This is a genomic window from Robertmurraya sp. FSL W8-0741, assembly GCF_038004005.1.
Taxonomy (GTDB): Bacteria; Bacillota; Bacilli; order Bacillales; family Cytobacillaceae; genus Robertmurraya; species Robertmurraya siralis.
In genome coordinates this window covers 2,066,583-2,085,949 of record NZ_JBBOQG010000001.1, presented here as the reverse complement: position 1 = coordinate 2,085,949, position 19,367 = coordinate 2,066,583, and the positions used below count along the sequence as shown (strand labels likewise).

General features: G+C 39.3%; 15 protein-coding genes. 2 read left to right on the top strand and 13 right to left on the bottom strand.

The features are described 5' to 3' along the window. Nucleotides 1-3: 3 nt before the first annotated feature. From NST02_RS10055 to NST02_RS10030, 6 genes are all read right to left on the bottom strand, one after another. Entirely contained in the window at nt 4-1,002 is a 999-nt protein-coding gene (locus tag NST02_RS10055; RefSeq protein WP_095306686.1) for a thiamine pyrophosphate-dependent dehydrogenase E1 component subunit alpha, read from the bottom strand. 20 nt (nt 1,003-1,022) lie between these two features. Then, nucleotides 1,023-2,444: a dihydrolipoyl dehydrogenase gene (gene lpdA / locus NST02_RS10050; protein ID WP_095306687.1), complete on the bottom strand. Its 1,422-nt coding sequence runs from the start codon at nt 2,442-2,444 to the stop codon at nt 1,023-1,025. 18 nt (nt 2,445-2,462) lie between these two features. Further along, entirely contained in the window at nt 2,463-3,569 is a 1,107-nt protein-coding gene (gene buk, locus NST02_RS10045; RefSeq protein ID WP_095306688.1) for a butyrate kinase, read from the bottom strand. A 136-nt stretch (nt 3,570-3,705) separates the two neighbouring features. Then, complete coding sequence (gene bcd, locus NST02_RS10040) at nt 3,706-4,800, bottom strand: branched-chain amino acid dehydrogenase (protein WP_095306689.1); 1,095 nt, start codon at nt 4,798-4,800, stop codon at nt 3,706-3,708. 30 nt (nt 4,801-4,830) lie between these two features. Continuing rightward, nucleotides 4,831-5,736: a phosphate butyryltransferase gene (yqiS, locus tag NST02_RS10035; RefSeq protein ID WP_095306690.1), complete on the bottom strand. Its 906-nt coding sequence runs from the start codon at nt 5,734-5,736 to the stop codon at nt 4,831-4,833. 203 nt (nt 5,737-5,939) lie between these two features. Continuing rightward, nucleotides 5,940-7,988: a sigma-54-dependent Fis family transcriptional regulator gene (locus NST02_RS10030; protein WP_340948887.1), complete on the bottom strand. Its 2,049-nt coding sequence runs from the start codon at nt 7,986-7,988 to the stop codon at nt 5,940-5,942. A gap of 284 nt (nt 7,989-8,272) precedes the next feature. Between NST02_RS10030 and NST02_RS10025 the strand changes: the two genes are divergently transcribed. Further along, nucleotides 8,273-8,524, top strand: a complete 252-nt coding sequence (locus tag NST02_RS10025) for a DUF2627 domain-containing protein (RefSeq protein WP_095306723.1) — start codon at nt 8,273-8,275, stop codon at nt 8,522-8,524. 257 nt (nt 8,525-8,781) lie between these two features. Here the strand turns inward: NST02_RS10025 and NST02_RS10020 are convergent, their stop codons facing one another. From NST02_RS10020 to spoIVB, 3 genes are all read right to left on the bottom strand, one after another. Beyond that, entirely contained in the window at nt 8,782-9,510 is a 729-nt protein-coding gene (locus NST02_RS10020; RefSeq protein ID WP_095306692.1) for a glycerophosphodiester phosphodiesterase, read from the bottom strand. A 68-nt stretch (nt 9,511-9,578) separates the two neighbouring features. After that, nucleotides 9,579-10,376, bottom strand: a complete 798-nt coding sequence (gene spo0A, locus NST02_RS10015) for a sporulation transcription factor Spo0A (RefSeq protein WP_095306693.1) — start codon at nt 10,374-10,376, stop codon at nt 9,579-9,581. Nucleotides 10,377-10,665: 289 nt separating this feature from the next. After that, the gene (spoIVB, locus tag NST02_RS10010) at nt 10,666-11,958 is read right to left on the bottom strand and encodes a SpoIVB peptidase (RefSeq protein WP_408014791.1); all 1,293 of its coding nucleotides are present in this window, start codon (nt 11,956-11,958) and stop codon (nt 10,666-10,668) included. A 488-nt stretch (nt 11,959-12,446) separates the two neighbouring features. Between spoIVB and NST02_RS10005 the strand changes: the two genes are divergently transcribed. Then, the gene (locus NST02_RS10005) at nt 12,447-14,015 is read left to right on the top strand and encodes an IS1182 family transposase (RefSeq protein ID WP_137744929.1); all 1,569 of its coding nucleotides are present in this window, start codon (nt 12,447-12,449) and stop codon (nt 14,013-14,015) included. Nucleotides 14,016-14,095: 80 nt separating this feature from the next. Here the strand turns inward: NST02_RS10005 and recN are convergent, their stop codons facing one another. From recN to dxs, 4 genes are all read right to left on the bottom strand, one after another. Beyond that, nucleotides 14,096-15,805 carry a DNA repair protein RecN gene (gene recN, locus NST02_RS10000; protein WP_340948886.1) on the bottom strand — a complete coding sequence of 570 codons (1,710 nt, stop codon included), beginning with the start codon at nt 15,803-15,805 and terminating at the stop codon, nt 14,096-14,098. Nucleotides 15,806-15,942: 137 nt separating this feature from the next. After that, on the bottom strand, nt 15,943-16,392 hold the full coding sequence (gene ahrC / locus NST02_RS09995; RefSeq protein ID WP_095306695.1) for a transcriptional regulator AhrC/ArgR: 450 nt from the start codon (nt 16,390-16,392) through the stop codon (nt 15,943-15,945). Nucleotides 16,393-16,622: 230 nt separating this feature from the next. After that, nucleotides 16,623-17,456, bottom strand: a complete 834-nt coding sequence (locus tag NST02_RS09990) for a TlyA family RNA methyltransferase (protein ID WP_095306696.1) — start codon at nt 17,454-17,456, stop codon at nt 16,623-16,625. A 6-nt stretch (nt 17,457-17,462) separates the two neighbouring features. Continuing rightward, complete coding sequence (gene dxs, locus NST02_RS09985) at nt 17,463-19,355, bottom strand: 1-deoxy-D-xylulose-5-phosphate synthase (protein WP_095306697.1); 1,893 nt, start codon at nt 19,353-19,355, stop codon at nt 17,463-17,465. Between the last annotated feature and the right edge of the window lie 12 nt (nt 19,356-19,367).

Sequence of the window (19,367 nt, the reverse complement as noted above, 5' to 3'; positions counted from 1 at the left end):
CCCTTACTCTGCATACACATGCTTCATCGCATATTCTGCCTCTGCGTATGGAGCGTTTTCTGCATAATCTGTTGCTTCGTTAACGATTTTCATCACACGATCGTTAATTTCTTTTTCCTTCTCATCGTTCATTACACCATTTTCCTTCAAATAAGCTCCAAAAGTAATAATCGGGTCTTTTGTTTTCGCTTCAGCGACCTCATCAGGAGCACGATAGCTTCTATCATCGTCATCTGAAGAATGTGGAGTTAGACGGTAAGAAATCGTTTCAATTAATGATGGACCTTCGCCACGGCGTCCGCGATCCGCTGCCTCTTTAACAGCCTTATACACCTCTAACGGATCATTTCCGTCGACTGTAATTCCAGGCATTCCATAACCAACAGCACGATCAGAGACATTTTCACAAGCCAACTGCTTTTCAATGGGTACAGAAATTGCATATTTATTATTCTCACACATAAAGATAACTGGGAGCTTATGAACACCCGCAAAATTGGCACCTTCATGGAAGTCACCCTGATTCGATGAACCTTCACCAAAGGTGACGAAAGTGACAAGATCTTTATCCTCCATCTTTCCTGCTAATGCCACTCCAACCGCATGAGGAACCTGTGTCGTTACAGGGGATGAACCGGTGACAATCCGATTTTTCTTTTGTCCAAAATGTCCGGGCATTTGTCGGCCCCCAGAATTCGGATCTTCCCCTTTTGCAAATGCAGAAAGCATTAATTCTGTTGCTGTCATTCCAAAAGTCAATACTACCCCCATGTCGCGATAATAGGGCAATACATAATCTTTCTCTTTATCTAATGCAAATGCCGCACCAACCTGGGCAGCCTCCTGCCCTTGACAAGAAATAACAAACGGAATCTTACCTGCACGGTTTAAGAGCCACATCCGTTCATCAATTCTTCTTGCCAACAGCATTGTTTCGTACATTTCCAGCACCTTTTCATCGCTCAATCCAAGAGCGCTATGACGATTCTCAGTCAATTCCATTCCCTCCCGAGAAATTAATCTTATCCATGTATCGCCTTGCCATCAACCGCTAAAGCTGCTTCACCAATCGCTTCTGATAAAGTTGGATGCGGATGAATCGTATGGGCAACCTCCCAAGGTGTCGCATCTAATACTTGTGCTAAACCCGCTTCAGAAATCATATCTGTTACATGAGGTCCAATCATATGGACGCCTAATATATCATTGCTTTCTTCATCAGCGATCATTTTCACAAATCCATCTGATTCACCAAAAACAAGCGCCTTTCCAATCGCACGGAAGGAAAATTTTCCAACTTTAACTTTGTGTCCTTTTTCCTTTGCTTCTTCTTCCGTATAACCAACACTTGCTACCTCAGGAGCGCTATATATACATTTAGAAATTAACCGATAGTCAAGAGGTTCTGGCTTCTCTCCAGCAATATGCTCAACCGCAACAATCCCTTCATGTGAAGCAACATGGGCAAGCTGCAAGCCACCGATACAATCTCCTATCGCATAAATGTGCGATTCTTTTGTTTGATAAAAATCATTTGTGACAATGAACCCTTTTTCTACTTGAATATCGGTATTTTCTAAACCTATTCCTTCTGTGTTTGCGATACGGCCAACCGAAACAAGTATTTTATCTGCTTTAAATTGTTTTTCTGTTCCCTTTACTTCAGCAGAGATGGTGACAGTTTCTCCTTTTTGAAGCGTTTCTGGCAAAACCTTTGCACTTGTGACAACATTGATTTTACGCTTCTTCATCAGCCGCTGCATTTCCTTGGAAATTTCTTTGTCCTCTGTTGGTAAAATACGATCTGCGTATTCAATAATTGTTACTTCAACCCCAAAATCCGACAACATTGATGCCCATTCAATTCCAATCACACCGCCGCCAACAATAATGATCGAATGGGGAAGTGAGTCCATTTGCAACGCTTCATCTGAAGTCATTACTAGCTCACCATCTATGTCTAATCCCGGTAAAGTACGCGGCCTTGAACCAGTTCCAATAATAACGTTTTTAGGAATTAGCATTTCGTTTTCTGTTTCATCATTCATTTCAACAGAAATTGTTCCTGGCATAGGTGAAAATATAGACGGACCTAAAATTCTCCCTGTTCCTGCAAAAACATCAATCTTACCTTGCTTCATTAAATGTTGAACACCTTTATGAAGTTGTTCAATGATATTGTTTTTTCGTTCCTGCACCTTGGCAAAATTTAATGAAACACCTGTGGTTTCCACACCGAATTCTTCGCTTTTTTTTGTCGTCGCAAATACTTCAGCGCTTCTTAACAATGCTTTACTGGGGATACACCCTTTATGTAGACAGGTGCCGCCAAGTTTTCCTTTCTCAACGATTGCCGTTTTTAAGCCTAACTGAGATGCCCGAATCGCTGCGACGTAGCCACCTGTACCACCGCCAAGAATGACTAAATCATATTCCTTCGCCATAAAAAACGACCTCCTTTTTCAAATCCTCTCACTGCTCTTTACTGGGTTTGGATAATGTTTCTCCTCTTCCTCACCTCTTAACACTCTAAGCGCTCCTTCCGCTAACGCTTGAAGCTCATTCTCTCCCGGCTTTACAATGACATCAGCAATCCATTTGACTCTTTCCTGAATCTCCTGCACAAATCCTTTTCCATAGGCAAGACCACCCGTTAAAATAATCGCATCGACCTTCCCTGATAAAACCGCACTAGCTGAACCAATTTCCTTCGCTACTTGGTATGCCATCGCAGAATAGACTAAGCTTGCCTTGTCATCGCCATTTTCTATCATTTTTTCCACCGCAAGAGCATCATTTGTTTTCAAATAGCCAACCAATCCACCTTGTCCGACCAGTTTTTTCATGATTTCTTCATAAAAGTATTGTCCAGAATAACAGAGGGCAACGAGATCGCCCGCAGGCACTGTACCCGCACGTTCTGGACTGAACGGTCCATCTCCATGAAGACCGTTGTTCACATCGACAACTCTCCCCTTTTTATGTACACCAACCGTAATCCCGCCCCCCATATGGGCGACAATTAAATTGAGCTCTTCGTATCTCTTCCCTAACTCCTGCGCAACCCGCCTCGATACTGCCTTTTGATTAAGGGCGTGGAAGATGCTTTTTCGGTCTATTAACGAAAAACCTGAAATTCGAGCAATAGGTTCCAACTCATCAACAACAACAGGATCGACAATATAAGCTGGAATATTCAATCCTGATGCAATTTCATGGGCAATAATTCCACCAAGATTGGAGGCATGCTCACCAGCAAAACCAGCACGAAGATCGGACAACATCGCTTCGTTAACTCGATACGTTCCTCCTTCTATGGGGCGCAGCAATCCACCACGACCGCAAACCGCTTTAAGCTTGGAAATGTTCATACCTTCTTTATCGAGTGATTCGAGGATCGTCTTTTTACGGAATTCATATTGATCAATAACTTGATTAAATTGACCAATTTCATCATTACGATGACGAATCGTCTTTTCAAAAACAGATTTCTCATTATCGAATACCCCAATTTTCGTTGAAGTAGATCCTGGATTGATGACGAGAATTCGATTAATTGACTCTGGCACTGTCTAACCCTCCAATTGAAAGCGCAAATTTCCTTTCCTACTGTTCTTTATTCGATGATTTGAGCCATTCATAACGGAAACTTGCGCTTAACACCTTTCAACATGTAATAACCATACCATTTAACTGACAAAGCATTTATCTTCTGCTTAGAATGTGATGGCCATTTTGAAGAAATTGACTGCGGGAATTGCGCATTCTTTCGATTCTCTCTTCAGCCATACGATCTGCTGCTTTATAAGTCGGAATTCCATCACGCTTTGAGATTTCAATTACCTTTTCAATGTTTTGATAAATTGTCTCAACTCTCTTCATCGCTCGGTCGCGGTTATAACCGTACAACTCATCAGCGACATTGATAACTCCACCGGCATTAATTACATAATCAGGTGCATAGACAATCCCTAATTCATGAATGAGGTCACCATGAACCGTGTCACGAAGCTGATTGTTAGCAGCTCCCGCAATAACTTTAGCCTTTAATTGCGGAATTGTATCATCATTAATGACAGCTCCTAACGCACAAGGAGCATAAATATCACAGTCGACACTATAAATTTCGTCTGGTTCCACTGCCTTTGCACCGAACTCTTCCACCGCTCTTTGTACAGCTTCTTTATTAATATCTGTCACAATTAAACTTGCCCCTTCTTCATGTAAATGACGGCATAAATTAAAAGCAACATTACCGATACCCTGAACAGCAACCACTTTTCCTTCTAGTGAATCATTCCCAAAGGCTTCCTTAGCTGCTGCCTTCATCCCACGATATACACCATAAGCTGTAACTGGAGAAGGATTTCCCGATGAACCGAATGCTGGTGATATTCCCGTTACATAATCGGTTTCTTCATGGATCAAATCCATATCAGCAACAGTTGTTCCTACATCTTCAGCTGTAATATAACGGCCATTTAAACCTTGAATGTAACGGCCAAAGGCACGAAACATTTCTTCGTTCTTATCTTTACGAGGATCCCCAATAATAACCGTTTTACCGCCTCCAAGATTTAACCCAGCAGCAGCATTTTTATATGTCATCCCCTTCGCTAAACGAAGAGCATCTTCAATTGCTGCCTCCTCTGATTCATATGTCCACATCCGCGTTCCACCAAGCGCTGGTCCTAAAGTCGTATCATGTATCGCAATTATCGCCTTTAGTCCGGATTGCTTATCTTGGCAAAAAACGACTTGTTCGTAATCATAAGACTCCATATACTTGAAAATTTCCATGTTGTATCTCTCCTCTTTTGTTAAATATCATCAATGTTTAGTAGAACAAATGGCTAAAGCTAGGGAGTAAAGCTTGCTTTCAGCAGAATCTGCCCTGGAAGTTAAAACAATTGGTGCCTTCGCCCCGGCAATGACTCCTCCAACCTTCGCCTTCGCAAAATATGTCAATGATTTATACAATGCATTTCCTACCTCTATTGTTGGCACAAGCAGGATATCTGCTCGTCCAGCAACTTCACTTTTGATTCCTTTTTGCTCTGCTGACAAGCTCGAAACCGCATTATCTAACGCAAGCGGCCCATCAATAAGACAATTCGTTATCTGCTCTCTTCGATTCATTTGCGAAAGTGCAGCAGCATCCAGTGTTGCCTGCATACTCGGGTTGACTACTTCAACAGCGGCAATCGGTGCCACTGTTGGCCAATTGACCCCAACACTTCTTGCAATTGCAACGGCATTTTCAATAATTTGTACCTTTTGTCCAAGATCAGGATAGAGATTCATCGCTGCATCGGTAATAAAGAGAAGGCGTTCAAAGTCTGGGATTTCAAAAACAGCAACATGCGAAAGAATATTTCCTGTCCTTAAACCATATTCTTTATTTAAAATTGCCTTTAAAATAACCGCGGTTTGAACATTTCCCTTCATCAACACATTGGCTTCATTTAAATGTACAGCCTTAACGGCTTTTTCAGCTGCCTCCTGATTCGTAAGTGCATGAATGATTTGAACATCACCCTTGTTTATCAAATGAGGAAATTTAGCATTGATAATCTCGATGATCTTCTCCTTGTCGCCATATAAAAGGAAGCGGGAAAGCCTTCTTCGCAGCGCTTCTTGTACCGCTTCAAGTACATCCTCATCTTCAGCAGCAGCTACCGCCACCGTGATTGAAGGAAATTGTATGGCTCTGTCAATTAGAGATTGCAATTTCAAGCTGTATTCAACCCCCTTTAATTTTTGTCTGTATTTTCCTTTATTTGGTCAAATACATTTTGCGATAACATAAAGTATGTTTGCAATTTTTATGCCAATTAAAATAAGGTTTTAAACTCCCGTTTCTAGCTTGCAATCCATGAACTTTTTTGCAGATATGCGAAAAAAATTGCATGCTAATCTTTACAAACATGATCATAGCCTTATAATTTGTATTTGTCCAACTTATAGTAGAGATTACGAACGGATAAACCTAAAGCTTTGGCTGTCTCCGTCTTATTGCCATTCATTTTCACAAGCGTTTGTGCGATAATCTCTTTCTCATACCGCTCTAATTTCACGTTTAATGTTTCTCCTTCGGCTTCAGAATGAGAGAATGGTTCGAATGTCTGCTCCTGAATGATGTTTAAATTCGGCAAATGCAACAAATCAATCTCCGTTTCATGATAATTCATGAAAATAATCGCTCGTCCCAGTATATTTTCCAATTCTCTTACATTACCTGGCCAATGATACCGAAGCAAATGTTTCATGGCATCTGCCGTTACTCCTTCCACATTCCTCCCATAATCTTGATTAATCTTCTGGATCAAACGCTCACATAATAACGGAATGTCTCCTTTTCGATCCCTTAAAGGAGGAATATGGATCGGCATTCGATTGAGACGATAATATAAATCTTCCCTAAATGTTCCATTGATGATCCCTTTTTCAATATTAACATTTGTAGCAGCAATTACCCTTACATTAATGGAAATCGGCTTCGTGCCACCGACTCGAGTAATTTCACTTTCCTGCAATACTCGTAATAGTTTCGCTTGAGTATTCGCTGTTAATTCACCAATTTCATCTAAAAAAATACTACCATTGTTCGCTTCTTCGAAAAGGCCTCGTTTTCCACCTCTTTTCGCACCGGAAAAAGCTCCTTCTTCATAACCGAAAAGTTCGCTTTCAAGTAATGACTCTGATAGAGAAGCACAATTAACGCGAACAAATTTGTTATACTTTCGATCACTTGCATTATGGATCGCATGAGCAAAGAGTTCTTTTCCAGTACCGGACTCTCCACGAAGAAGAACGGTTGCAGGTGTTCTAGCCCCCAGCTTTGCTTGCTCAATAGCTAAACGCATTTCTTCGGAATCACCAATAATATCCTCAAATGAATATTTTGCTTCCAGCGTTCGAATAATCTGCCTCGCTCTGCTCAGTTCTCGGTTCAAGCTCTTTATTTCGGACATATCATGAATGACTCCGACACTTCCTTTTAATTTCCCATCAACAATGACAGGCGCCACATTGACAATGACCTCTTTCTTGTTAGGACCTAATCGCATTGCCACCCCACGAACAGCTCGCCTCGTTTTTAAAACTTGCATATGCATGCTTTCTCCTTCAGAAATATCCGTAGTCGCCGGTTGACCGATAACCTCTGCCTCAGAGAGCCCTGTTAATCTTGTGTAAGCTGGATTAATGATAATCCCCAAACCATTTTCATCAACGACAGAAATCGCCTCTTCACTCGATTGAATCACTGATTCAAGCATCGTTTGCACTTCTTTTAAATTTGTGAGTTCCTCGGCTAAATTGACAACTTCTGTTATGTCCTTAAAGACTGCAAATGCTCCGATTATTTCATTATTTTCAGCGATCATCGGGATTCTCGTCGTAATGATCTTCATCCCGTTCGCAAGAGTTTGTTTTCGATTCGTTTCAGACTTTCGGGTTTGTAAAACAAGCGGCAAACGGCTAGTTGGGACAACTTCTAAAACCGGTTTTCCGATCATTTCTTCCTTTTTCATTCCGATCATCGTTGCTGCGCTATGATTGATGAAGGTGATCGTCGCATCTTTATCTACAACAAGCATGCCATCACCAGTTGCATTAAATATTAAATCATGTTTGTAGGTTTCATATTCAAGTCTAGAGATTAATTCTTCTTTCTCTTCAATCAACTTTGAGATTAAATAAGCCATACTCCCTGGAATTAACACTGTCTTCCTGTCTCTTAACTCACGAATTTCGTTAAATACCTCTTGCCTTCCAGTTACTTCTATGACCACATCCAGCTGATCAGATAAATATTTTTTCCAATCTGTTCCCACTTCAATCCCTAGCTCCTTAGCAAACAAGATTCCCGGAGCATTCTCATCAATATCGATGACCACTTTCACATCCAGAACAGCGGTTTCTTTTAATATCTTTAAAATCGATAATCCACCCAAACCAGCTCCAACAATCATTACTGTTTGCACATGATCTCCCCTACCTTCTTGCAAGAAAAATTTTTCATAAACAATGAATTTTTTTGCACATAAGTCTATTTTAGTGTTAAACGGTTTCAATGACAAATTTTTTTAGAATATGTTTTTTGTTTAGGTCGCTGTTGACTTTGGGCTCATTTTAACACCAATTCTATTGAACAAAGCCAAATAAAAAAATGTTTTGAAAAGGAACTGCGAGAATGTCAGGAGGACGACATACTTGTATCGCAAAAGCATGTTATAATATAGGAGATCAAATAGAAATGAGGATTTTTATGATTCGGATTATAGCTTTATTAATTTTAGTAATACCTGGAATCATTGCGGCATACGGAATTAAAATGATGCGGGATATGGTCTTTGGAATTACAATTGGACCGTTTACTTCCTCTTTATTATGGCTGCAATTTATTTCCGGATTATTATTGTTTTTAGCTGGATTAGCCTTCATCGGAGGATTTATCCTTCATCGTGATCGAAAGAAAAATAAAGTCCAGAATCGCTTTAAATTGGATAAAAAACTTTAGTTTAACAATCTTTCAACTATAAGGGCGGCGACTGTTTAGAACTGGTTCAAATTTGTTCCGGTAGACGATTAATGAAAGTAGCTTTGCTCCGTACCATGACCGTATTAGCATCAGTTTTCTGCCGATAACGAAAGAAGTTCTCTTAGTAGCATATCCCTGACTTGTTAAGCATTTTAGCTGTACGTGTTCGACATTTTAATCGCTCAGAAAGGCATCCGCAAAAGGTTTGGGGATGCCTTTCTCAATAGATATTAAATTTAGCTGTATTCTTTTCTAATTTTAATCGCCTTTACTGGATCATCTGTAATAAATGCAGTGCAGCCAATATCAAAGAGTCTCCTCATCTCCTGTTCTTTATTGACAGTATAAGGTCTCACTTCAATACCAAACTCAAGAGAAGCTTTAATGATTTCATTAGGAACGACTCGGAAATTAGGGTGCATTCCCTTCGCTTTAATCGACCGTGCATAGACCCAGGGCATGTAGAGTCCCTCATGATATAAGGGAGCAATCTCTATTTCAGGAGCAAGGCGATAGCAGTAAACGATACTATAGTGATTAAATGAAGAAATGATCACTCGCTCTGTTAAAGCAAATTCACGAATAAGCTCAATAAGCGGCTCCTCTATTTTCATGTATGATTCCGCACTGCTTTTAATTTCAATATTGCACTGAAGTTGATTCGTCTGCAGCCACGCAAGCACCTCTTTTAAAGAAGGGACCGGCTCTTTTTTTAGAATTGTTTTGTGCTTATAGCTTGCATCAAGTCTCCGCAATTCTGCGAAGGAAAAATCTTTCACAAAACCGCTCCCATTTGTCGTACGATCGACTTTATCATCATGAATGACAACGATCTCATTGTCTTTTGTTAATTGGACATCTAATTCGATTCCATCAGCACCTGCATTTTCCGCTTCCTTAAAAGCTTTCATCGTATTCTCAGGATATTTTGCAGAATAACCACGGTGGGCAAAAATAAGTGTCAAGTTTCTTCAACCTCCTAATCAGAAATAAAAGACGCCCTTTCGACGTCTTTTATTTAGTCCTTTCCCTTTCAAGAAGCCTTATGCTCTAAACGAAGCTTATCTGCCACCATCGCGATAAATTCGCTATTCGTTGGCTTTGCTTTGGACATAGATACGGTATAACCAAATAAGGATGAAATAGAATCAATATTGCCCCGACTCCATGCCACTTCAATGGCATGACGAATAGCGCGCTCAACGCGGCTAGCTGTAGTGTTATATTTTTTGGCAATATCGGGATATAAAACTTTTGTAATCGATCCCAATAATTCTATGTCATTATAGACCATGGAAATAGCTTCTCTTAAATATAAATAGCCTTTAATATGAGCTGGGACACCAATTTCATGAATTATGCTTGTAATACTAGCATCAAGGTTTCTTGGTTTTTCCTCCACAACTGGTCTAACAGCACTCGCTAATCCTGATGATTTTCTCATAACAGGCGCTTCTTTCCCGCTTACCTGACGAATATGATTGCCTAAATGCTCTAAATCAAAAGGTTTTAAAATGAAGTAAGATGCACCTAACTCAACTGCTTTTTTCGTCACATCTTCTTGGCCAAATGCCGTTAACATAATAACATTTGGAAGATGGTTCTTTTTCATCTCCCTTAACCTTTCCAGTACTGCTAATCCATCTAAATGCGGCATAATAATATCTAAAACAAGAACATCTGGGTCAGTTTCCTGCAATACCTCCAGGCACTCCTGTCCATTATGGGCCACACCTACAACTTCCATGTCTTCCTGAGAAGAAATATAATCTTCTAATAGACCCACTAGTTCTCGATTGTCATCAACTACACAAACTTTAATTTTCTTCACTTACAGTTTCCTCCTCGATCCTTAAGTTTCTCGTCTCTTAAATTTGATTCTTATATCTTTATTCTAAATATTCAATTCGACAAAGCCAATAAAAATCCTTTTCTTTTTTTATTTTTTCTGCAAAAATGTAGTAATTCTTCTATTTTCTCCTATTTTCTCTTATTTTCGACTAGTTTCGTCACTTGATTTTTTTTGTGTGATGACTTTGTCGAAAAATCTTTATTTTCTTCCATATTATCATGAAAAAAGAAGAAGGAGGCGGAAAATTCCACCTCCAGAAGGTAATAATTTAACTTGCTTTTTCCTCTTCCTTTTCATAAATATCGATCCCTGCTTCATTAAGCATCCACTCAATATGAACTCCATAACCTGAAGTTGGATCATTAACAAATACATGAGTAACTGCTCCAACTACTTTTCCATCTTGAATGATTGGGCTTCCCGACATCCCTTGAACGATTCCGCCTGTCTTATCAAGCAATTCTTTATCTGTAACTTTTAAGACCATTCCTTTCGTGGCAGGAAATTTTTGCGGGATTGTACTGACAATTTCGATATCAAAAAGTTTAACTTCATCATTATCGACGACTGTCAGTATCTGTGCCGGACCTTCCTTAACTTGATGGGAAAGAGCGATTGGCAAAGCTTTATCCATAACCCCGTTCTCTATGTCACGATTTAGCTTCCCAAATATTCCGAATGGGCTATTTCGTTGGATATTTCCAATTACCTCTTTATCTGAAGAGAACCTAGCTAATTTTTCTCCAGGGTCTCCATTGCTTCCTTTTTCAATGGATGTTACAGTTGAACGAACAATTTGCCCGTCTTCTACAACAATTGGCTTTTTTGTATCCATATCAGAAATGACGTGCCCTAAAGCACCGTATTTTTTACTTTGCGGATGATAGAACGTCATCGTTCCTATTCCTGCTGCTGAATCTCGAATATAGAGACCAAGCTTAAACTTATCTTCATCTTTTTCCTTTTGCGGTTTTAGTTCTGTTGTTACTTTTCCACTTTCACGACTGATCTCAACCTTCAACGGTGTTCCCGATTCTCCGGCCTCTTGAACAAAAGGGGCAACGTCGGACATTTTCTCAATCTGTTTCCCGTTAATCTTTGTAATAATATCGCCGACTTTTATTCCCGCTTCCTCTCCCGGTGATTGCTTTCCTTCATTTGTATTGACCTGATGGTGTCCTACTACCAGGACCCCAACTGTATTTAACTTAACTCCGATAGATTGGCCACCTGGAATTACCTTAAAATCCTTTAGAACATTGACATCGACCTTTTTAATTGGAAAACCCGCTAATTCTAACAGCATCTCATTTTTTCCGTATTTGTTTGCATTTAATGAAACTGTATTTTCTTCATCATCGACTGAAACACTAAGGTTTGAGCTATTCATTTCTGCTGACACTGGGCGGGATTTCTGAAAAGAAAATTCTTGCCCTTCAAAAAGCGTTACTTCCTTTGGGAATTGAATATACTGTTGCACAGGTTTCGAAAACCCAAGAGCAACAATTGAAACAAGGAGAATTCCACCAATTATTTTTCTAAGAAGTTCAAAATTCAACATCTTCACTCTCCTCGCTTCTAGTCCACACACACACTTACTCTAAAATGGCTACACCTTTAATTTTGCCTCCTTTAGACGCATTTATAACCGCTAGAGAGATAAAAAAGCTACCCAGAATGGATAGTAATGGAACTTGGGCGCTTTTAGAATTTTTGAGTAAGATAATCCTTTAAGTGGTGATTGTTTACAGGTTTGCTTAACAATTTATCAACAACAGTATTTACTTTATTTCGAATCGTTATACTGCTTCTTTAAGGACATTGCGTATTAATGAGTTGCTTGTATGACAACGCTGTAGCCAATGCATTTTTGATAAGAAGTAAAGAAGTATGAGGGTGGGACAAAACCCATCTCTAAAATGAAAAAGCCAGTGAAATTTTACGACACGTAAAATTTCACTGGCTTTGATTCATTTTTGTATAAAAATAAGGACCTCTTCTGATAAAATTAAGTCACCACAACCAAATCATACAGAAAGAAGGATCCTTATGTTTAAAAATTATAACATGAATCAATTAATTTTGCCTTTAGATTTAGAAGTAAAGTTACAAAAAAATGATATTGCCTTCCATATACATCACTTAGTGGAAAGTATTCCACCTGAAGCCCTTGAACCATTTTTTCGAAATGAGGGGTGCCCTGCTTATCATCCACGCATGATGTTAAAAATTATCTTATGTGCTTATTCGCAGTCTGTCTTTTCTGGTCGTAAAATCGAAGCCCTTTTAAAAGATAGTATCCGTATGATGTGGCTAGCTCAAGGATATGAACCAAGCTACCGAACAATTAACCGATTCCGTGTTCAACCTCAAGTGAAAGATCTCATTCGCCAAAGTTTCGTCCAATTCCGTTGTCAACTTGTACAAGAAGAACTAATCGATCAAGAAGCGATTTTCATTGATGGGACCAAAATCGAAGCGAATGCGAATAAATTTACATTCGTGTGGAAAAAGTCGATTGAAAAATATCACAAAAGCTTAATTGAAAAATCAAATCAACTGTACAATGAGTTACTTGAAAAAGAGATCTTACCTGAAATTGAACGAGAAAGTGATGAGCAATTATCACTTGAAGAACTCGATCAAATGATTGAAAAAGTAGATGAAGTCATTACGGAATATGACCAAAAAATAGAAGCATCATCGAGCGTAGAAGAAAGAAAAGCATTAAGAAGTGAACGAAAATATCCAAAGCAAGTGCGTAAGCAGTTAACTGATTATCTTGTACGGAAACAGAACTATCAACGGGACTTTGAAATCTTGGGTACACGTAATAGTTATTCGAAAACAGACCTTGATGCAACATTCATGCGAATGAAAGATGATTATATGAAGAATGGTCAATTGAAAGCAGGTTATAATGTACAAATCGCAACGGAAGGTCAATACACACTTGCGTATAGTATATTTTCAAATCCGACAGATACACGTACGTTAATTCCATTTCTAGATGAAATCGAGAAAGGTTATTTCGAATTACCGAAGCATATTGTGGCAGATGCAGGTTATGGCAGCGAACAAAACTTTAATGATATCCTTTCAAACAGAAACCGAGAAGCACTAATAACGTATAACATGTATGTGAAGGAACAAAAGAAAAAACATAAACAAAACAAGTTTAATCCAGACAACTGGCAGTATGATGAAGAAAGCGATACATACACATGCCCAAATCACAAACGCCTTTTATTTAAATATCGCTCTGAACGTACGGATAAAACAGGCTTTAAACGGGAATTTAAAGTCTATGAATGTGAAGAATGTTCGGGCTGTCCATTCCGTTCATCATGTACCAAGGCAAAAGAAGGCAACCATCGAAAACTAATGGTGAACGAAAAATGGGAACAGCAAAAAGAATATGTGAGAGCGAAGCTTTCAGAAGAGAAAACAGGTGCCATCTATCGAAAACGCAAAATCGATGTGGAACCAGTTTTTGGATTCTTGAAGGCTAATTTGCGTTTCACTCGATTTTCTGTACGAGGAAAATCGAAGGTAGAAAACGAAATGGGTCTCGCGTTAATGGCCGTGAATTTAAGAAAATTCACGGCCATTAACTAAGGTAATAGAAAAATGAACACACAAAAATAGAGAAAGGTGAATTTGAGTACCCTCAAATTCACCTTTCTCATTATTTGAAGCTAGTTATGTCCCAGCTCCCATTGTGTTATTTTAATCTCTTTCGCTAAATGAAGCAGTTCTTTTGCATGCTCCTTCGTTAAATCGGTTATCTCCACCCCTGAAATCATTCTGCCAATTTCGCGAATTTTTTCGTCGTCACCCAAAATTTTTACGGAAGTCCTTGTCCGACCATCCGTAATTTTTTTCGCAATAAATAAGTGGGTATCGGCCATTGCTGCTACTTGAGGAAGGTGAGAAATACACAGAACTTGCGAGTCAACAGACACATGATATATTTTTTCAGCAATCGCTTGTGCTACCCGACCACTGACTCCCGTATCGACTTCGTCGAAAATAATCGACGTGATGCCCTGATGCTTTGAAAAGATGCTCTTTAAGGCAAGCATAATTCGCGATAACTCTCCTCCTGAAGCTATTTTTGAAAGAGGTTTTAATGGTTCACCCGGGTTGGTAGAAATGTAAAATTCAACTTTATCTGAACCTGCTATCGTAAAGTTATCGTAGTCACTTGTAAAACGAACTTCAAATATTGTTTTTTCCATGTAAAGCTCTTTTAATTCAGTATGAATCAATTTTGTTAGTTGACCAGCATGCTTTTGTCTCATTTTACTTAATTCACGCGCTTCAATCGCCAGGTCTTTCTGGATGATGGAAAGCTCCCGCTGCAACTTCTCAATATGTGTTTCTTTATTCTGCAGTGTCTCGAGCTCTTCCTCAATTTTGGCCGCATACTCTAATATTTCGGCAATTGTTTTTCCATACTTACGTTTTAATTGATTAATTTCATTAAGTCTCTCCTCAATATTGCTCAATCGTTCAGGATCAAATTCAAGGATATCAAGCTCATTTCTTAATGTTCGTATGATGTCCTCGAGTACATAAAAACTATTGGAAACCGTATCAGATACCTCTTTATAGTGTTGATCAATCGATGCTGCATCTTCCAAATGGTTCATCGCAAGACCAAGCCAATCGAGTCCTTTATTATCGCCCTGTAGGGCTGAATAGCTTATATTCAACGCTTCATGAAGCTTCTCAAAATTGCTCAGCTTCCTTCTTTCCTCGATCAGCTCTTCATCTTCATGAAGCTTTAAATCCGCTTTTTGAATTTCCTCTAATTGAAAAGAAATTAAATCTAGACGATGTGCAACCTGCTGTTCATTTTCACTCAAATGCTTTAGCGCCCTATGCGTTTTTTCATATCGCTGATAAATATGTACATATTCTTGGTAGACGTCCTCAATTTCCTTGCCACCAAATTGATCAAGCAAGGATAAATGACGAGTTTCATCCATTAATTCTTGGTGCTCATGCTGACCATGAATATCAACAAGCGCCGCACCGATTTCACGCAGTGTGGAAATTGTCACTAGCTTCCCATTTATGCGGCAAATACTTTTCCCACTCTTTGAAATGTCGCGTCGAAGAATGATCATTCCGTCTTCAATCTCGATGCCAAACTCCTTCACCTTTTGAAATAATGGATGTGAATCATGATCAATTTGGAAAAGCCCTTCAATTTCCGCTTTCTCTTCCCCATGGCGGACAAATTCAGATGAACCTCTGCCACCAACGAGCAAATGAATGGCATCAATAATAATTGATTTTCCTGCTCCTGTTTCGCCAGAAAGAACCGTTAGCCCTTTGTCAAAAGAAATCGAAAGAGCCTCAATTATAGCAAAATTTTTAATCGATAACTCGCTGAGCATGAATAGTCACCTCTAAATCAAATTCATCTTCACTTTAGTCCAGATTCACATTTACGGTTGATTCCGTTCATTCTTTAAAAAAATTAAAATAAACCTAAATAATATGATCAGATTTTGAATCCCGGACAAAGAAATTGTTACAGCATTTCAAGAAAACGAGCCTGTATGATTTCTGTCTCAACCGGAGTTTTACAGATAATTAAAATCGTATCATCCCCACAAATTGTTCCTAAAATCTCTTCCCAATCAAGATTATCAATTAACGCCCCTATTGCCATCGCATTTCCGGGCAACGTCTTCATGACAAGCAAATGTCCCGCTTGATCGATACGAACAAATGCATCCATGAGATTTCTTTTCAACTTTTGCAAAGGATTAAAGCGTTGATCAGCTGGAAGACTATACTTATAACGCCCATCCATAAGAGGTACCTTTACTAAATGAAGCTCTTTAATATCTCTTGATACAGTTGCCTGCGTAACATTAAAACCTGCAATTTTTAATTCATCAACAAGCTCGTCCTGTGTTTCAATATCGTTATTCGTTATAATTTCCCTTATTTTAATATGTCGTTGTCCTTTATTCATATTAAATCACCTCTGAAATTTATACAGTGTATTGGTGTTATACTTTTACATTCATAATTGCACAGATCATTCAATAATATGTTAGCTGAAAAACAGGAAAATGTATACTTTTTCATATAATGATTCGTGATTAGACGACGATATTCCTCTTCATTCTCCATCTTTAGCAATCTTTTTTTTGCTGAAATTTCCATATTCATGACTCACGCAAAAAAGGAATAAGCCTATGCTTATTCCTCTGATTGTTTTCTTTTCAATTGTTCGTGGGCGCTCCGCACAATGTCTGATGGAAAATAAAGCAAATTCTTCTCTCCCATGACCTTCGAACCATTCCATTGAAGATGAAGAAGAAATTCAATATTTCCATCTCCTCCCGTGATCGGAGAGAAAGACAAATTTTTAACATCGAAGCCTTCTTTTAACACGAAATCAATCATTTTTTCCAGAACCTCTTCATGTACTTTCGGATCCCGAACAATTCCTTTTTTTCCTACCTGATCACGTCCTGCTTCAAATTGAGGTTTAATTAATGCGACAATATCACTTCCCGGAACAAGCAATGCTTTTAACACAGGAAAGATCAATTTCAATGATATAAATGAAACATCTATTGAAGCAAAGTTAGGGAGCTCAGCCGACAGATCAGCTGGAGTCACGTAACGAAAATTAGTTCTTTCCATGACAATAACTCTCTCGTCCTGTCTGAGCTTCCACGCTAACTGGTTATAACCTACATCAAGAGCATAGGACATTTTCGCCCCGTTTTGTAGGGCACAGTCTGTAAAACCACCAGTTGAAGCACCGATATCTAACAGTACCTTGCCTTCAATATTTAAATCAAATTCTTTCAGTGCTTTCTCGAGCTTTAATCCGCCACGGCTTACATAAGGAAGGACATTTCCTTTCACTGTAAGCGGACTCTCAATGCTAATTTTTTCCCCAGGCTTGTCTAACCGTTCTTCATTACTATAAACAAGGCCAGCCATAATAGCTCTTTTTGCCTTTTCTCGCGTTTCAACTAAACCCCGTTCTACTAGTAAAACGTCTATCCGTTCCTTTTTCATTTTTGTTTAGGCCCTCTTTTGTTTTCTTCTTGCCAACGTCTGCAGTTTATTGACAACATTTTCTGTTGTGAGGCCAATTTCATTTAGCAATTCATTCACACTTCCGTGTTCGATAAATCGATCAGGAATGCCAAGGCGATCAATTTCAGCGTGATGATATCCTTTTTCAGATGCAAATTCTAAAATCGAGCTACCAAATCCACCTTGTAGGGCAGCTTCCTCGATTGTAAGAATTGGCATATCTACATCCAATAAACCTAGAAGCATTTCTTCATCAATTGGCTTAATAAAACGTGCATTGATTACCCTGATCGAAACCCCCTGTTTCTCAAGAATTTCTGCCGCCTTCATTGCCATTGGAATCGTTGTCCCAAAAGTTAATATCGCTCCATCAAGCCCCTCTTTTAATACTTCCCATGTTCCAATCGGTATTTCTTTCAGCTCTTCATCCAGAGGAACTCCGAGGCCATTCCCTCTTGGGAATCTCATCGCAATTGGACCATCATCGTATTTTAATGCAGTGTGGACAAGATGCTGTCCTTCATTCTCATCCTTTGGCATCATTAGCACCATATTGGGTACATGCCGTAAAAAAGCAATATCAAATACCCCTTGATGAGTTTCTCCGTCAGCCCCAACTAAACCAGCACGGTCAATTCCAATAAAGACATTTAAGTTTTGGCGACAAATATCATGTACGACCTGATCGTAGGCACGCTGCAAAAACGTGGAATAAATCGCTAGAAACGGCTTCATTTTTTGTGTCGCCAATCCTGCTGCCATCGTTGCTGCATGCTGTTCAGCAATTCCAACATCATACATGCGCTCGGGAAATTCGCCAGCAAAACCTTCTAATTTAGAACCAACTGGCATCGCCGGGGTAATCGCGACAACTCTCTCATCTTCACGAGCGATTTTCCGCACCGTTTCACTGACAAGTTTGCTCCATGCTGGAGGAGATTGAACAGGTTTAATAAAGTCACCCGTTTCAATTTTGTAAGCACCGGTACCATGCCATGTTCCGATCGTATCATTTTCGGCCGGCTGATAACCTTTTCCTTTTTTCGTAATGACATGGAGAAGAACGGGTCCATCCATTTTCTTCGCATAGGCAATGTTTTCTAATAATGCATCGTAATTATGGCCATCAATTGGACCTAAGTAGGTAAAACCGAGCTCTTCAAAGAACACACCCGAAACGATCAAATACTTTAAACTGTCCTTTATTCTTTCCGCTGTAGCCGCCAACTTACCACCTACAGCCGGAATTTTCTTCAGCAAGTACTCCAATTCGTCTTTAGCCCATTGGTATTTACCTGCCGTCCGAAGTCGTCCCAACACATTGTGAAGCGCACCAACATTCGGAGCAATTGACATTTCGTTATCATTTAGAACAACGATCATATTTTTTCGTTCGTGTCCAATATGATTTAACGCCTCAAGTGCCATCCCGCCTGTAAGTGCCCCATCTCCAATAACGGGAACAATGAACGACTTCTCCTTTTTTAAATCACGAGCGATCGCCATTCCCATCGCTGCAGACAATGATGTAGAACTATGGCCTGTTTCCCATACGTCATGCTCACTTTCAACCATTTTTGGGAATCCACAAAGCCCCTTATACTGCCTTAATGTGTCAAATTGATCGGCTCTTCCTGTAAGAATTTTATGAACATACGATTGATGGCCGACATCCCAAAGAATTTTATCCTTTGGGCTATTAAAGCATTTATGCAACGCAATCGTAAGTTCAACAACACCAAGGTTCGGGCCAATATGGCCTCCTGTTTTCGACAACTTTTCAATTAAAAACTCGCGAATTTCTTGGCTTAGCTTCTCTAGTTCCTTATTAGACAATGCTTTCAAAAAAGATGGGTCTTTTATTGATAACAGATCCATAACGGACCACTC

Bases quoted from the DNA above. Each gene is read 5' to 3' on its own strand.
- NST02_RS10055 (WP_095306686.1), bottom strand. From the start codon at position 1,002: ATGGAATTGACTGAGAATCGTCATAGCGCTCTTGGATTGAGCGATGAA.
- lpdA (WP_095306687.1), bottom strand. From the start codon at position 2,444: ATGGCGAAGGAATATGATTTAGTCATTCTTGGCGGTGGTACAGGTGGC.
- bcd (WP_095306689.1), bottom strand. From the start codon at position 4,800: ATGGAAATTTTCAAGTATATGGAGTCTTATGATTACGAACAAGTCGTT.
- NST02_RS10025 (WP_095306723.1), top strand. From the start codon at position 8,273: ATGATTCGGATTATAGCTTTATTAATTTTAGTAATACCTGGAATCATT.
- spoIVB (WP_408014791.1), bottom strand. From the start codon at position 11,958: ATGTTGAATTTTGAACTTCTTAGAAAAATAATTGGTGGAATTCTCCTT.
- NST02_RS10005 (WP_137744929.1), top strand. From the start codon at position 12,447: ATGTTTAAAAATTATAACATGAATCAATTAATTTTGCCTTTAGATTTA.
- recN (WP_340948886.1), bottom strand. From the start codon at position 15,805: ATGCTCAGCGAGTTATCGATTAAAAATTTTGCTATAATTGAGGCTCTT.
- ahrC (WP_095306695.1), bottom strand. From the start codon at position 16,392: ATGAATAAAGGACAACGACATATTAAAATAAGGGAAATTATAACGAAT.
- NST02_RS09990 (WP_095306696.1), bottom strand. From the start codon at position 17,456: ATGAAAAAGGAACGGATAGACGTTTTACTAGTAGAACGGGGTTTAGTT.
- dxs (WP_095306697.1), bottom strand. From the start codon at position 19,355: ATGGATCTGTTATCAATAAAAGACCCATCTTTTTTGAAAGCATTGTCT.